Genomic DNA, 14,983 nt, shown 5'->3' with positions numbered 1-14,983 from the left:
AAGGGCGGTTTTTCCGTATAGGTGGTTTGTCATTCCTGCCCGGTGAGGGCGGGCGACGCCGTGGCCGCGCCGGCCCCCACCCCATCGCCCTGATTGCCACGTATGTGGGAGCACCAAAGTCTGTTTCGCGTTTCGGCCCAGCTGTTTGCCGAAGGTATCTTTAACTTGCTCGACCGCAACCTGCGGCCCGAGGTTTTTTTGCTGGGCTTGGCGTCGGGCCGCGAGGAAGACGACCCGGAGAGCGTGGTGGTGGAGCCCACCAACCTGCGCTACCAGCCCGCCGACTTTGCCACCATTAAAACCCGGGCGGCCTCGTTTGAAACGGCGGATATAGTGGCCCCGCGCGAGAGCGTGTACCACCTGCACCCGCAGGACCACGACCGCATGGAAAAGCAGCGCTGGTACGAGCTGGTGTGCCGCGCCACCGAAGAAACCCTGCGCGAGCTGGTGGGCGCGCGGGCCGAAAACCGCCGCTGCTTCGTTTCGACCCCGCTTAGCCTAAATGGCTACCTGGTGGTGGTGGTGGTGCAGCTGGCGGCCGACGTGTACAGTGCCTATTACTGCCTGCCAGGCAAGGCCACCAGCGGGCGCCCCTCCAACCTGCCCCACGCGGCGGTGCTGGAGTTTTTGCACGAGTGCACCCGCGCTTTGCGAGAGGCTGATACCGCCGACAACGAGCAGCCGGTGCTCGACCGCGACTACAACGAGGTGCTACGCGCCGCCGGCCGCCGCCTGATGCTGCGCGTGAGCCCCGGCAACGCCCACGGCCTGTACGATGCCTGCCTGGGCATTGCGGCCCTGCGCCACGAGGGCGGCGAGGGCCAGGGCACCATGCTGCTAGCCAAACGCCAGCACCCGGCCATTGTGCCGGTGCTGACGCTGGAGGCGCCCGTGCCGCTGCGCGACCACCGCTCCATTCGCAAGCTGCTGGAGTTGACCGAGGGCCGCACGGGCCTGGTGTCGGACGCAGCCCACGTGTTCGGCCTAGGGATTGCCGTGGACGAGGACTCGCCCCAGTACGAGCCGCTGGCCACGGTGCAGTTTACCAACCACTACGGCTGGGAGCTGCGCCACGCCGAGCACACGCTGATGCGCGTAGTGAGCAATACCCCGCGCCTACCCCAGGGCAAGGTGCAGGCCGACAACTTTGCCCGCGTGCTGCACCAGGTATTTCCCGACGTGGATGCGGCTGGCGCAGCCTACCTCTGGGAGCTGGCCCTGGAGGCGTCGGGCCAGAGCCACGGCACCATGCTGTGCATTTCGACCGGGGCCAAGCCCGAGGCCGAGCGCCTGCGCCGCCAGTGCTTCCGGGTGGTGCCCAGGCCCATGACGCCGCCCGTGCTGCGCCAGGCCAGCAGCATCGACGGGGCCGTGCTCATCGAGCCCACCGGCGTGTGCCACGCCATTGGCGTCATTCTGGACGGGCAGGCCACCGAGCGGGGCGACAGCAGCCGCGGGGCCCGCTACAACTCGGCCGTGCGCTATACCAGCTCCTCGCCCTATCCCTGCCTGGCCGTGGTGGTGAGCGAAGACGGCTGGATTGACTTGCTGCCCTCGACGCTGCACACATAATTTCAGCCGTTGGCGGCCGGCGGCTGGCTATTAGCTTTTTTTGACACCTTATCGCGCGGCGGCAAGCAGGAGCAATGCGGGCTAACCGCTATTTTAGCGCCCCTTGCGCAGCGAGTGGCTGGTAGCTACCGGCCCCTGCTATTCTTCTCACCCAACAGACTACTAGCTAACGGCTACTAGCTAACAGCTTCATAACCATGATACTAATTGCCGACGGCGGCTCAACGAAAACCAACTGGTGCGAGCTTTCGGACGAGGGTCAGCGCGTGTATTTCAACACCCAAGGGTACAACCCGGATTTTGTAGACACGGCCTTTATCGTCGCCTCGCTCGAAAAAGACCTGCCCGAAGATTTGAAGCGTGACGAGGTGCGCGAGATTTATTTTTACGGCGCGGGAGTGAGTAGCGCTGCCAAGGGCGAGGTGATTGCCAGCGCCATGCGCCAGGTATTCCCTAATGCCAACCGCGTGGAAGTGACCGAGGACCTGCTGGCCGCCGCGCGGGCGCTGCTGGGCCACTCGGCGGGCTTCGCGGCCATTCTGGGCACGGGCACCAACTCGTGCATCTACGACGGCGAGAAGATTACCTACAACGTGGACTCCCTAGGGTACTTTTTGGGCGATGAGGGCAGCGGCTCGTTTTTGGGCAAGCGCCTGCTGCGCGACTACCTGCGCGGCCTGCTGCCCGACGGCCTGGGCGAGGCGCTGAAGGAGGAATACCACCTGGGCTCGCGCAACGACATCCTGGACCGCCTCTACAACCAGCCGCTGCCCAACCGCTTCCTGGCCAGCTTCGCCAAGTTTGCCTACGACCACAACAACGTGAGCTACTGCCGCCAGATTGTGGTGGAGGCCTTCGAGGCGTTTTTCCAAAACTTGGTGGCTAATTATCCTGATTACCAGAACTATACGTTTAACTGCATTGGCTCGGTGGGCTACAACTTCCGCGATGCGCTGGCGCAGGTAGCCGGCCGCCACGGCATGCAGCTGGGCCGCATCGTGCGCTCGCCCATCGACGACCTGGTGAGCTTCCACGAGGGTAAGCCGGTGGCCTAGGTTCAGTGGGGATAGTCAACGCCGCTACCCCTTTTAACCCCTTTTACTAGAACGTCATGCTGAGCTCCGCGAAGCATCTCGCCTGCGACCCTAGGGTGTTGTTCGGGCGAGATGCTTCGCGGAGCTCAGCATGACGTTTTGGCTTTTTACTTATTTCATTATACTGATAAAGTACTGACCACCAGCCTACTCAATGCTTTCCATCAATGCCCTGCGCGGCCTGCTGGCCCTGCTGCTACTAACCAGCCTGCCCGCCCTGGCCCAGAAAACGCCCACTCCGCCCACCGGCGACGTATTCGTGGATAAAAGCGGCGTGCTGCGCTGGCAGAACACCAAGCGCGAGGTGGCGCTGTTCGGCGTCAACTACACCGCGCCGTTTGCCTATTCATACCGGACGCTGGCGCGCAAAGGCATCCGGCACGAAGACGCCATCGACCAGGACGTGTACCATTTGGCGCGGCTGGGCGTGGATGCCTTCCGGGTGCACGTGTGGGACGTGGAGATAACCGACACCCTAGGCAACGTGACGCCCAACGAGCACCTGCGCCTGCTCGATTACCTGATTAGCAAGCTCGAAGCGCGCGGTGTCAAGGTGATTCTCACGCCTATTGCCTACTGGGGCAACGGCTACCCCGAGCCGGATAATACCGGCAAGGGCTTTTCGAGCCTCTACGACAAGGGCCAGGCCTACACCAATCCTAGGGCCATCCGGGCGCAGGAAACCTACTTGGGCCAGTTCCTAAACCACCGCAACCAGTACACCGGCCAGCTCTACCGGCAAGACCCCGGCATCATCGCCTACGAGGTGTGCAACGAGCCGCACTACCACCTGCCCCTAGGGCCGGTGCTGAGCTTCGCCAACCGCATGGTGGCGGCTATGCGGGCTACTGGCCTCACGAAGCCCATCTTCTACAACATTGCCGAAAGCCCGCAGGTGCACGACGCCATTTTGGACGCCAACGTGCAGGGAGTGAGCTTTCAGTGGTACCCCGAGGGGCTGGTGGCGGGCCACGAGCTGCAGGGCAACCTGCTGCCCTACGTAGACCAGTACCCCTTGCCCTACCGCGGCGACGAGCGCTTCGAGCGCCGGGCCAAGATGGTGTACGAGTTCGAGTCGGCCGACGTGCTGCAGCCCATTATGTACCCCAGCATGGCGCGCAGCTTCCGCGCGGCCGGCTTTCAGTGGGCCACCCAGTTTGCCTACGACCCCCTAGGGCTGGCGCCCTACAATACCGAGTACCAAACCCATTACCTGAACCTGGCCTACACGCCGGCCAAGGCGCTGAGTTTGCTGATTGCCGGCAAGGTATTTCGCGAAACCAAGCGCGGCCAAAGCTTCGGGCGCTACCCAGCCGACTCGGTAGCGGGGGCGGCCACGGTGAGCTACCGCCGCCAGCTGAGCGAGTGGAACGCGCCGACTGAGTTTTACTACACCGCCGACACCCGCGACCAGCCCCGGCAACCAACCGCGCTGCGGCACGTGGCGGGCGTGGGCTCGTCGGCCGTGGCGCAGTACGGCGGCAGCGGCGCCTACTTCCTCGACCAGGTGGCGCCCGGCGTGTGGCGGCTAGAGGTGATGCCCGACGCGATGCAAGTGCGCGACCCGTTCGAGACGGCCTCGGAGCACAAGGAGGTGACGCAGCTAGGCTGGCAGCCGCACCCCCTGACGCTGGCTCTGCCCGACCTGGGGCCGCAGTACCACCTGGCGCGGCTGAGCGCCGATGCCCGCCTGGCTGCCTACGGCGAGCCCAACCAAGCTGCCCAGCAGGGCCGGGTGGTAGTGGCGCCGGGCGTGTACCTGCTAGCCCGGCAAGCAGCTGACTTGCAGCGCCATCCGGCCACCGAAAAGCTCGGCAACATCCAGCTTGGCGAGTACGTGGCCCCTAGGCCGAAAGACGATATCACCCCGGCGCAGGCCTGGGTGCGCCACCAGCCAGTAGCGCAGGCCACGGCCGGCCAGCCGCTGCTCGTGGCGGCCTCCGTGCTGCCGGCCGCGCCCACCGACAGCGTATGGCTGGTAGCGCGGCACTACTACGGCCCCGTGCGCCGGCTGCCCATGCAGCGCACCGGCCCCACCACCTACGCGGCTACCGTGCCCGCGGCCCTCACCTACCCCGGCCAGCTGCAGTACTGGGTAGTAACCAGCGAAGCTGGCCGGCCGCCCGTCACCTACCCCGGCCGCCAGCCCGGCACGCCCCGCCAATGGGACTTTGCCGACCAGGGCCACTACACGGTGCCGCTGGTGCCGGCCGGGGCGCCGCTGCCGCTCTTCGGGGCCGCGGCCGACCAGGGCCACGTGGAAGCGCAGGGCCTAGGGCCCCAGGCCCGGATAGACTACCCCAGCACCAGCAGCGGGGCGCTGGCCCTGCGCCTGGTAGCGGCCCCGCCCAAGGCTGGCGCGCCGGCGCCCGCGCCCGGTCCGGCCGCCGCGCTGCGCACCTACCTAGGCCCGAAACTGGCGGGCCGGCTGGGCGAGCTGGGCAGCTTCAAGGAGCTGGTGGTGAAGGGCAGCCTGAACCTACCGGCGGCGGCCAAGCTGCGGGTGCTGTTCGTAACCAAAGACGCCGTGGCCTACGCCGCCGATGTGCCCCTAGGGCCGGCGCTGGGCGAAGGCCGGGTGCCGCTGAGCGCCCTGCGGCCCGCGCCGCTGCTGCTCACGCCGCGTCCCTACCCCGGCTTTCTGCCCCTTACGTACAGCCCCGCCACCCCGCCGCCCTTCCAACTGGCCGAGGTAGAGGTGCTGCAGCTGGTGCTGGACCGGCTGGATGGCACCCCCGCCGAACAAATCCGCGCTGATGTGGAGGCTGTGGAACTGCGGTAGGCAGCTGCATTCTGGCATTTATCAGGTTAGTTTGTAGTCAGCCAGCTACTTGCCCCCGGTTCCTGCGCGGGCCTGGCCAAACGGCAGCGCCAGCTTGGCTTTCACCCATCCGTTACCTATCTATGCGTCAATACGTTACCTACCTACTACTAGCCCTAGGGATGCTGGCCGGCCGACTACCTGTTGCGGCCCAGACCGCGCCCGCCTTTGCCAAAGGTGCTGACATCAGCTGGATAACGGAGCTGGAAGCCAATAACTACCAGTTTATCAACAAAGCAGGCGCCCAGCAGGACCTGTTTCAGCTGCTGCAGGGCGACTACGGGCTGAATACCATCCGGCTGCGGGTGTGGGTAAACCCCACGGGCGGCTACAACGGCGCGGCCGACGTGCTGGCCAAAGCCAAGCGCGCGCAGGCCCTAGGGTATCGCCTGCTCATCGACTTCCACTACAGCGACACCTTTGCCGACCCGGCCCACCAAACCAAGCCCGCCGCCTGGCAGAGCTACACCGTGGCGCAGCTCAAGCAGGCCGTGTACGACCACACCAGCAGCGTGCTTACCCTGCTGAAAACCAACGGCATCACCCCCGAGTGGGTGCAGGTGGGCAACGAAACCAACGACGGGATGCTCTGGCCCGAAGGCCGCCTCACGGTCAACGGCTTCGCCAACTTCGCCGCGTTCGTCGACCAGGGCTACGCGGCCGTAAAGGCGGTGAGCCCCACCAGCAAGGTTATCGCGCACTTTGCCAACGGGCAGGATAACGGCGCCTTCCGCTACTACTTCGACGGCCTGCAGGCCAACGGCGCGCGCTGGGACGTGGTGGGCCTCTCGCTCTACCCCGACGCCGCCACCTGGCCCACGTATACCGCCCAGGCCCAGGCCAACATGAACGATATGGTGAGCCGCTACCCCGGCAAGCAGGTGCTGGTGGTGGAAGTGGGCATGCCGGCCTACGTGCCCCTGGCCACCCGCGAGTTTCTCTACGACATCATCGCCAAAACCCAGGCCGTGCCCGGCAACGCGGGCCTGGGGGTGCTGTACTGGGAGCCCGAGGCCTACAACTGGCAGGGCTACACCCTAGGGGCCTGGGGCACCGACGGCCGCGCCACCGCGGGCCTGGACGGCTTTTTGCCGCGTCCCGCGGCGCAGCCGCTGGTATACAATGCCGGCTTCGAGTACTCGGCTGCCACCCAGAGCCCGCCGGGCTGGACCACCGTGGCCTCGGCAGATGCCGACGCGGACTACACCGAAACCGGCGGCCACGCCAGCCAGTTTCGCCTGACGCACTACAAGGCCACCGCCTACCAGGTAGCTACCACGCAGGCCATCAGCAACGTGCCCAACGGCACCTATACGCTGCGCGCCTGGGCCCAGAGCGGCGGCGGCCAAACCACCTGCCAGCTCTACGCCCAGCCCAGGGGCGGCACCGAGCTGGCCGTGGCGCTGCCCACGACCACTACCTGGACGCAAATCAGCCTGCCGGGCGTGGTCATCACCAACGGGCAACTCACCATTGGCCTGCGCTCGGTGGCGGCCGCCGGCAACTACTGCAGCCTCGACGACGTGGAGCTGGTGCCCACGGCCCTGGCGGCCGCCCCGGCCACCAGCGCCCCCGCCGCCCCGCAGCTGTACCCCAACCCCAGCCGCGGCCCGCTTACGCTGCGCTACGAGCTACCCAGCGCCGGGCCGGTGCAGGTGGCGCTGTACGCGGCCACGGGCCAACTGGTGCACACCCTGGCCGACCTGCCCTCCCAAGCGGCGGGCCCCCACGAACTGACCTTAACGCCCGCCCCCACTCTAGCGGCCGGCGCCTACGTGCTGGTGCTGCGCAGCGGCGCCCAGCAGTGGCATTTGCGGCTGCTGCAGCCCTAGGGCCCCCTAGGGCGCCTTAAAACAAAAAGCCCCGCAGCCTAGGCTACGGGGCTTTTTGCTTGCTTAATGCGCGGTTTAGAGCACGGCCACCTTACTGGTCGATACTTTGTCGCCTACTTGCACGCGCACCAGGTAGGTGCCCGCCGCCAGCGCGGCCGTGTTGAGCAGGGCCGACTGGCTACCTACCGGTTTCACGCCGTTTTCGAGCACGCGCACCGTGCGGCCCAGCAAATCGGTAAGAGCGATGTGGACCGGGGCGGCGCCTTCAGTTACCTGGTAAGCTACGCTGGAAATACCAGCGGCGGGGTTCGGGTACACGCTCAGGCCAATGGCAGCGGCATCGGCGGCGCGGGTGGCCAGGGCACCAGTACCAAGCTGGTAGGTCAGGTACTGCTTGCCTGCAATAGCAGTAAAGTCCTGGTCGGCGGCCAGGGCCGTAGTCTGGCCCGCAATGGGCGGGAAGGTATCTGAGGTGAAGATGCCCCCGTCGTTTACATAAGCTACAAACAGATTTAGGGACGCAGCACTCGTGAGACCCAGGTTAGCCAGGCTAAACTGAAACTCAGCGGCGGCATTGTTCGTGTTTGACGCCAGGCTAGTAGAAGAAATATAGGCTGTTTTCCAGTTTTGGAAGGGACCAGTAGTAGCCGAGGCCGTAGTTACGGTAGCGCCCGTTTTGTCTACGCTGCCCTGGTATGTATCCGTAGCCCCACCACTGGGGTTGCCATTAGTGTAATCTACGTAACTGATGTAGCCATTGGCAGTTCCGGTAGGCGACACGTTAAGGCGAATACCGTAGTCCACCTCAAAGTCCATCGTAGGCTTTTGTTTTAGCGGGCTATCACCAGCATTACCGCCAGCCAGCTTGGTCCCAGCCGCCACGCCTGTCTTACCGGGCAGGTTCATGTATGCCACAATACCTGGATAGGTAGAAGACTGCTCAAATGAGCCTACTACAGCTATGTACAAATTTGTCGCATCAGCACCTATATAAAGCGACTTTAGGCCGTGGTCGCTTACTGAATGGGTACCGCTATAAGTACTCACCAGCTGATACTTCCCTGAAGTATACGTAGTAGCAACTTCGGAGGCATCGACTTTGCCATCGAGAGTAATTTGGGCTTGAGCTCCTAGTGAAACTAGGGCAAGAGCAGCGGTAACAGCGAAAGTAACGTGTTTTTTCATTGGTGGGAGTGAGAAAAAATGGGGGAAAGAATTACCGCAAACAGCCTGGCGCTAGTAGCCTAGCTTTCAAGCCTTAAATGTATTAGCTATTGCTAAATATTCACTGAATTTCTGGAAATTTTTATACACTAAAATTTCACTTCGGCCGTTACCCCAAGTTTCGCTTAATGCAAAACGCGGGGCCAGCCCCCGAAAGGCCGGCCCCGCGTTGCGGAGAAGAGTTTTTAATCAGCAGGAGGCCCTAGGCCCCTATTGTACCAGCAGGCGAGTCGTTTGGGTGAGGTCGCCGGCGGTGAGCTTCACCAGGTACACGCCGGGGGCCAGGCCTTGCAGCGACAGCACCTGGGTTTGGGCACCGGCGGCTTGGCGCACGGCCGGCAGCTGACGCACCATTTGGCCCAGCAGGCTCTGCACCTGCAGGGTGGCGGTGGCGGCGGCGGGCAGCTCGTAGGCTACGGCCGTGGTGCCAGCGGCTGGGTTGGGCGCCAGGCTTAGCTTGAAGGCGGCCGTTTCAGCTGGGCGGGTGCCTAGGGGGTTGGCCTGGGCCACGGACCGGCTCGTGTATACAGCGTAGTCGCCGGGCTGCAGGGTCAGGGCCATGCTGGTGCTGGTCACGCTCATGGTGCCCCCCGTCAGGTAGTTGTACCAGGTGCCGGTGCTGGGGAAGGTGATGGTCGTGGTTTGGGCATTCACGTCGAAGTTGCCATACGTCACCACGGCCAGGTCGGCGTTGGCGATGTTGATGGTCTTCACGGCGCCGCCCAGGTTTTGAGTGTAGCTGGTAAACGAGCTGAACACTGGCTGCTGCTTGAGCGTGGCCATGGCCTTGTAGGTGCTGTAAAGGTGCTGGCGGTTGGCATCCTGCTGGTAGTCCCAGCGAATGGGCTTGGCAGCGGTGCGGCAGTCGTTGCTGATGGTGGTGCCGTTCGAGCAGGTGTTGATGCTGTAGTCGTAGCCCAGCTCGCCAAACATCCACACCATGCGCGGGCCGGGCTGGCTGAAGAACAGCGCGGCCGACATCTCATCGCGCTTGAGGCCGGTGGCTTGGTCTCTGGTCGAGTAGCTGCCGCTGGCGTTGCCGTAGGTCTTGTTCTTGAACTGCATGCGCTCCTCGTCGTGGCTTTCCATGTAGCCAATGGCGTTGGGCTTGCCCCAGCCGCGGCCGCCCTGGTCGCCGTAGTAGCCGTAGCTCAGGTTCCAGCCGTCGCTGTAGCCCATGGCGGCCTGGGTATAGTTGTAGTTGAGGTTGCTCCACAGCATCATGCCGTAGTCACTCAGCACCTTGCCCTCGTCGGTGGGGTTGCTGGCGCTCACGCCGTTGGGGAAGTGCTCCAGGATGGGATACGAGGTGGGGTCGGTGGCTATCTGGGTGTTGTAGTAGTCCTCCCAGATGTTGACGCGCGACTGGTCGTAGTTGGGGTAGGTGGCTTCCGTCTTGGGCACTTGGCTGAAGCCGCCGGCCAAATCGAAGCGGTAGCCATCGATGTGGTACTCCTGCAGCCAGAACTTAATCACGTTCTTGCTGAAGTAGCGGGTGTAGGGGCTCTCGTGGTTTAGGTCGTTGTAGACGCTGTAGGGGTGCGGCGCCGAGGTATTAAACCAGGGGTTGTCGGCGGTGGGGCCGCCGGAAATGCTGCCGTAGAGCTGCACCATCGGGCTCTGGCCGGTCGAGTGGTTGAGCACCATATCGAGCACCACCGAAATATTGCGGCGGTGGCACTCGTCGATGAAGGCCTTCAGGGCGTTCTTGGTGCCGTAGTACTTGTCGGGCGCGAAGTAGAAGCACGGGCTGTAGCCCCAGTTGTCATTGCCATCAAACTCGTTGATGGGCATCAGCTCGATGGTATTGACCCCTAGGCGCTGAATGTAGTTGAGCGTGTCCTTGAGCGTCTGGTAGTCGTGGCGCAGGGTGAAGTCGCGTACCAGCAGCTCATACACCACCATGTTGGTGCGGGCCGGCCGCTTGTAGCTGGTATTAACCCAGTTGTAAGGCGCCTGGCTGGTTTGCAGCACCGATACCAGCCCCGTGGTGCTGCCCGTGGGGTAGGCCCGGAGGTTGGGGTAGGTGACGGCCGGAATGTACTTGTCGTTGTCGGGGTCCAGGATTTTCTCGCAGTAGGGGTCGGCCACGCGCAGCTGCCCGTCCACCAGAAACTGGTAGGCGTACTCCTGGCCCGGCGTGAGGCCGTCGAGCTGCACCCACCAGCGCCCGGTGGCCGGGTCCGAATCGACGGTGGACGTTTTGTTCATCAAACCGGCCGGGGTGGCCTGCCAGTTATTAAACTCACCAATCACGTACACGAAGCTTTTCTTGGGCGCCGTCAGGGTCAGGATAACCGAGGTGCCGCCCGCCAGGTAGGTGATGCCGTCGGCCTTGGCGCCGCTGGGCAGCGCGACCGTAGTCACGGTCGGGGCCACCGTCACGGTGGTCGTAGCCGAGGCCGTGGTGGTGCCATCGGTAGCCGTGAGCACCAGCGTATTGGTGCCCTGCTGGCTGAGGGTCACGTTGGTAGAAAGCGAAGTGGCGTTGGTTTGCTGCGCCACCTGCGTGCCGTTAAGCGTCAGCGTGATGGTGGAGGCCACCGTGGCCGTGCCCGCCACGGCTACCGACGTGCCAGCGGCCACCACCGTATTGGCGGTGGCAGGGCTGGTGAAGGACACCTGCACGCCGGGCGCCACCAGGATGTCGCTGTTGCCCACGCCCTTGCCCTCGGGTGTGCCGCCCGTGCCGCGAAACACCATCGCCAGCTTTTTCAGCACCTCGCCCGAGGTGGCGAAGCCGGGGTAGTAGGTGCGGGGCGTAAAGGTGATGCTGTACTTGTGGTTACCGAGCGCCGTTAGCTTTTGGGCGTCCGTGGTCGCGCCGTAGGTGGTGCCGGCTACAAAGTGCCAGTTAGTATCGCTGGTGCTCTTATCGGTGATGACGCCGGTCCAGATAAAAACGTCGCCGGTATAGTTGGCCAGGCCGGCATTGCCCAGCGTGGCATCGTAGGTGAGCGTCAGCTGCGTATCGGCCGTGAAGTAAGCCGGGCTCACCGTAACCGGCGACTGGCCCCAGGCCACCGGGGCCCAGCCAAGCACCAGCAGCAACCCTAGCAGCCACCGGCCGCCGAGCGTAGAATTTTTCATAATGGGTGGGTAAAAGAGGAATTTGCCGGGAGCCCTAGCCCCCGCCACACCGCCGAAGTTAGAAAACAAAAACCGCATCGCACGCCCCGCAAAGCCCTTTTTTTGAGCACGTTCCGCAATCGTTTGGGGCCCGGCCTAACCCCTGCCCCACCCCCGCACGTACCTTTGGGCACCGGCCACCCTAGGGCTAGCGCGGGGCCCTAGGCCCCCAGTGGCCCGCCGGGCCGCGCCACCCCCACCAGGCCGCCGGGCCGCCACCAGTTGGCCAAGCCCTTCGCTTATAAATTTTTAGCTATGAACGTAGGAGACCGTGTGCGGCTGCTTACCGGCACCGAAGAAGGCATTATCACTCGCTTGCTCGACAGTGAGCTGGTGGAGGTAGCCATCGACAATGACTTTACCATTCCGGTGCTGCTGCGCGAGCTGGTGCCCGTGGCCGCCGAGGAGGGCCAGGCCTTCCGCCGCCCCGTCACCGAGCCCGCCCGCCCCGCCACCGGCAGCAAGAAGAACAAGCCCATGGGCGGCCAGCCCAAAAACCAGCCCGCCCCGGCCAAAACCCAGCCGGCTGGCCCCAGCGCCGCCATGCCCGCCGCCCCGCCCCGCCCGGCCACGCCCCCGCCGCCCGCCGCCAAGGGTCTCTACCTGGCCCTGGTGCACCAGGCGCCCGAGCTGCTGGCCGTGCACGTTGTGAATAATACTGATAATGAGGCGCTGTTCACCTACGGCGAAGAGCGCCAGGGGCAATACCGCGCTCTGGGGGCCGGCCAGCTCAAGGCCAAGGCCGCCAGCAGCGCCCTAGGGCACCTGCACCTCAAAGACTTCGAGCAGTGGCCGGCCGTGGTGCTGCAGCTACTGGCGTTCAAGCAGGGCAGCCCCCACGCCTACGACCTGCTCACCAAGCGCCAGAGCTTCAAGGCCAGCACCTTCTATACCAGCCGCCGCCCGGCGCCGGTGCTGGGCAAAGAGGCCTACCTGTTTCAGCTCGACGAGAAGCCCGCCCCCGCCCTCAACCCCGAGGCCCTGGCCCAGGCCGAGCAGAAGCTGGAGGCCGCCGCCCAGCCCGTCCCGGCGCTCGATAAGTCGCAGGCTACCAAGCTGCAGCAGGCCCTAGGGGGCGACAAGCCCGCGCCCCCGGTGCCGGCCGCCATCGCGCCCGCGCCGCCCAAGCCGGCCGCCGCCCTGGTGGCCCCGCCCCACGAGCTGGACCTGCACATCGAGGCCCTGCGCCCCGAAGGCGCTGAGGGCCTGAGCAATACGGCCATGCTGCGCCTGCAGCTCGATGCCTTCGAGGATGCGCTGAGCCGCGCCCTGGCCACCAACATGCACGAGATTATTTTTATCCACGGCGCCGGCAACGGCACGCTGCGCAAGGAAATCCACCGCCAGCTGAGCCGCAACAAGGACATCAAGTTCTTTGAGGACGCGCAGAAGGAGAAGTTCGGGTATGGCGCCACGCTGGTGCGGCTGAAGTAGGGCACCTCACCCCCTAGCCTCCTCTCCACGGGCGAGGGGGCTAGGGGATGAGATGCCCCGCCCGCCGCGCAGCGGCATTAATTTGCGCCCATGTACGACCTCATCGGTGATATCCACGGCCACGCCGACGAGCTAACGGCGCTTCTTTCGCTGCTCGACTACGCTCCCGATGCCACCGGCACTTGGCGCCACCCGACCGGTCGGCAGGTCATCTTCCTGGGCGACTATATTGACCGCGGCCCCAAAATCCGGGAAACGCTGCAGCTGGTGCGGGGCATGGTGGAGGGCGGCACGGCCCTAGCCATCCTGGGCAACCACGAGTACAACGCGCTGGCTTTCTGGCAGCAAGACCCGGCCGGTGGCTACCTGCGGCCCCATAAGCCCAACAACATCCTGCAACACGTGGAAACGATGCGGGCCTTCCGCTCGGGAGACTTATTCCGCGAGTGGCAGCAGCAGTGGCTGCCGTGGCTGCTGACCCTGCCGCTGGCCCTGGAGCTGCCCGGCCTGCGCGCCGTGCACGCCTGCTGGGAGCCTAGGGCCCTGGCCTACCTGCAAGCCGAACTGCCCGGCCTGCGCCTCACTGCCGGCTTTTTGCAGCGCGCCGCTTACCCCGGCACGCCCGAGCACGAGGCCGCCGAGGTGGTGCTGAAAGGCCGCGAGGTGCGCCTGCCCGACGGCCTCATCTTCGCCGACAAAGATGGCCACGTGCGCCGCCAGATGCGCGTGCGCTGGTGGCAAAACCCCGCCGCCGCCACCTACGATACCTACTACCTCGAAGACCTGCCCGAGCTGCGCGGCCAACCCGTAGCGCTTACCCAACTGCTCGACCCCTGGTACTACCAAGACGAAACGCCCGTTTTTTTCGGCCACTACTGGCTGCGCGGCACCCCTACCCTGCTGCAGCCCCACGCCGCCTGCCTCGACTACAGCGTGGCCCGCGGCGGCCAGCTGGTAGGCTACCGCTGGGACGGCGAGCAGACGCTCAGTTCCGACAAGCTGGTGTGGGTCAAGTAATTTCAACGCTATGCCCCACTCCACCCCCGCCTTCCGCCCCGCCGCCGACCTGGCCTGGGAGCCCACCGGCCCCGGCGTGCGCCGCTCGCTTCTGGCCTACAACGACGACCTACTGCTGGTAAAGGTCGAGTTTGAGCAGGGAGCCCTAGGGCCGCTGCACCAGCACGTGCACAGCCAGATTTCCTACGTCGAAAGCGGCGACTTTGAAGTGACCGTGGGCGCCGAAACCCGCGTGCTACAAGCCGGCGACACGTTCTACGCCGCCCCCAACGTGCCCCACGGCGTGGTGGCCCGCCAAGCCGGCGCGCTGCTCGACTCGTTCAGTCCCCTGCGCCTCGATTTTCTGCCGGCCGCGCCCTAGGGCTCTTGCACCGTACCTTTGCCCCCGCAAGGAGCCACTCCACCGCGGGGCCGCGAGGCCACGAGGAAAGTCCGGGCAACGCAGGGCGCCCTGCTACCTAACGGGTAGGCCTGGCCAATTGGGCCAGGACAGCCAGTGCCACAGAAAATAACCGCCGACTTTTCATTTAACAGTTAGCAATTAACATTTAACAATTCTTAAATGACTGTTAAATATTAATTGCTAACTGTTAAATGAAAAAGGTAAGGGTGAAAAGGTGCGGTAAGAGCGCACCAGCGGCTGGGTGACCATGCCGGCTGGGTAAACCTCAGGGGTTGCAAGACCAAATAGGCCAACGCGCTTTCTCCTCGGGGAAAGCACCGGGCGGCCCGCTCGGGTTGGCGGGTAGGTTGCTGGAGCCTAGGGGTGACCCTAGGCCTAGATAAATGGTGGGGCCGCCGCCCGTGGAAACACGGAAGGGCGGACAGAACCCGGCTTATCGGCTTCTTGCCTAATTTCG

9 protein-coding genes and 1 other RNA gene are annotated in these 14,983 nt (G+C 64.6%); 8 read left to right on the top strand and 2 right to left on the bottom strand.

What is annotated here, in order from left to right; all coding sequences use genetic code 11:
- Positions 1–102: 102 nt before the first annotated feature.
- From HHL22_RS00735 to HHL22_RS23695, 4 genes are all read left to right on the top strand, one after another.
- Positions 103–1,572: a diadenylate cyclase gene (locus HHL22_RS00735; protein ID WP_169529066.1), complete on the top strand. Its 1,470-nt coding sequence runs from the start codon at positions 103–105 to the stop codon at positions 1,570–1,572.
- Between the two features lie 197 nt (positions 1,573–1,769).
- Positions 1,770–2,627 (top strand): N-acetylglucosamine kinase, encoded by an 858-nt coding sequence (locus tag HHL22_RS00730; protein WP_169529065.1) that lies wholly within the window; start codon positions 1,770–1,772, stop codon positions 2,625–2,627.
- A gap of 193 nt (positions 2,628–2,820) precedes the next feature.
- Positions 2,821–5,448, top strand: coding sequence for a membrane or secreted protein (locus tag HHL22_RS00725; protein WP_169529064.1), 2,628 nt, complete (start codon positions 2,821–2,823; stop codon positions 5,446–5,448).
- 122 nt (positions 5,449–5,570) lie between these two features.
- Complete coding sequence (locus HHL22_RS23695) at positions 5,571–7,319, top strand: glycosyl hydrolase 53 family protein (RefSeq protein WP_206680671.1); 1,749 nt, start codon at positions 5,571–5,573, stop codon at positions 7,317–7,319.
- A gap of 75 nt (positions 7,320–7,394) precedes the next feature.
- On the opposite strand, the gene HHL22_RS00715 is transcribed toward HHL22_RS23695, so the two are convergent.
- Positions 7,395–8,135 carry a T9SS type A sorting domain-containing protein gene (locus tag HHL22_RS00715; RefSeq protein WP_169529063.1) on the bottom strand — a complete coding sequence of 247 codons (741 nt, stop codon included), beginning with the start codon at positions 8,133–8,135 and terminating at the stop codon, positions 7,395–7,397.
- Between the two features lie 618 nt (positions 8,136–8,753).
- Positions 8,754–11,633, bottom strand: coding sequence for an alpha-amylase family glycosyl hydrolase (locus HHL22_RS00710; RefSeq protein WP_169529062.1), 2,880 nt, complete (start codon positions 11,631–11,633; stop codon positions 8,754–8,756).
- Positions 11,634–11,927: 294 nt separating this feature from the next.
- Here HHL22_RS00710 and HHL22_RS00705 point away from each other — a divergent pair, with 294 nt between their 5' ends.
- From HHL22_RS00705 to rnpB, 4 genes are all read left to right on the top strand, one after another.
- A complete protein-coding gene (locus HHL22_RS00705) occupies positions 11,928–13,106 on the top strand; it encodes a Smr/MutS family protein (protein WP_169529061.1) in 1,179 nt (392 codons plus the stop codon).
- A gap of 90 nt (positions 13,107–13,196) precedes the next feature.
- Positions 13,197–14,123 (top strand): metallophosphoesterase, encoded by a 927-nt coding sequence (locus HHL22_RS00700; protein WP_169529060.1) that lies wholly within the window; start codon positions 13,197–13,199, stop codon positions 14,121–14,123.
- Positions 14,124–14,133: 10 nt separating this feature from the next.
- A complete protein-coding gene (locus HHL22_RS00695) occupies positions 14,134–14,484 on the top strand; it encodes a cupin domain-containing protein (RefSeq protein ID WP_169529059.1) in 351 nt (116 codons plus the stop codon).
- Between the two features lie 26 nt (positions 14,485–14,510).
- Positions 14,511–14,978: RNase P RNA component class A (gene rnpB / locus HHL22_RS00690), an RNA gene on the top strand.
- Positions 14,979–14,983: the final 5 nt, after the last annotated feature.

It is taken from the genome of Hymenobacter polaris, assembly GCF_012927305.1.
In the GTDB taxonomy this organism is placed as follows: domain Bacteria; phylum Bacteroidota; class Bacteroidia; order Cytophagales; family Hymenobacteraceae; genus Hymenobacter; species Hymenobacter polaris.
The sequence above is the reverse complement of the archived record's forward strand: the minus strand, read 5'-3'. Positions and strand labels throughout refer to the sequence as shown.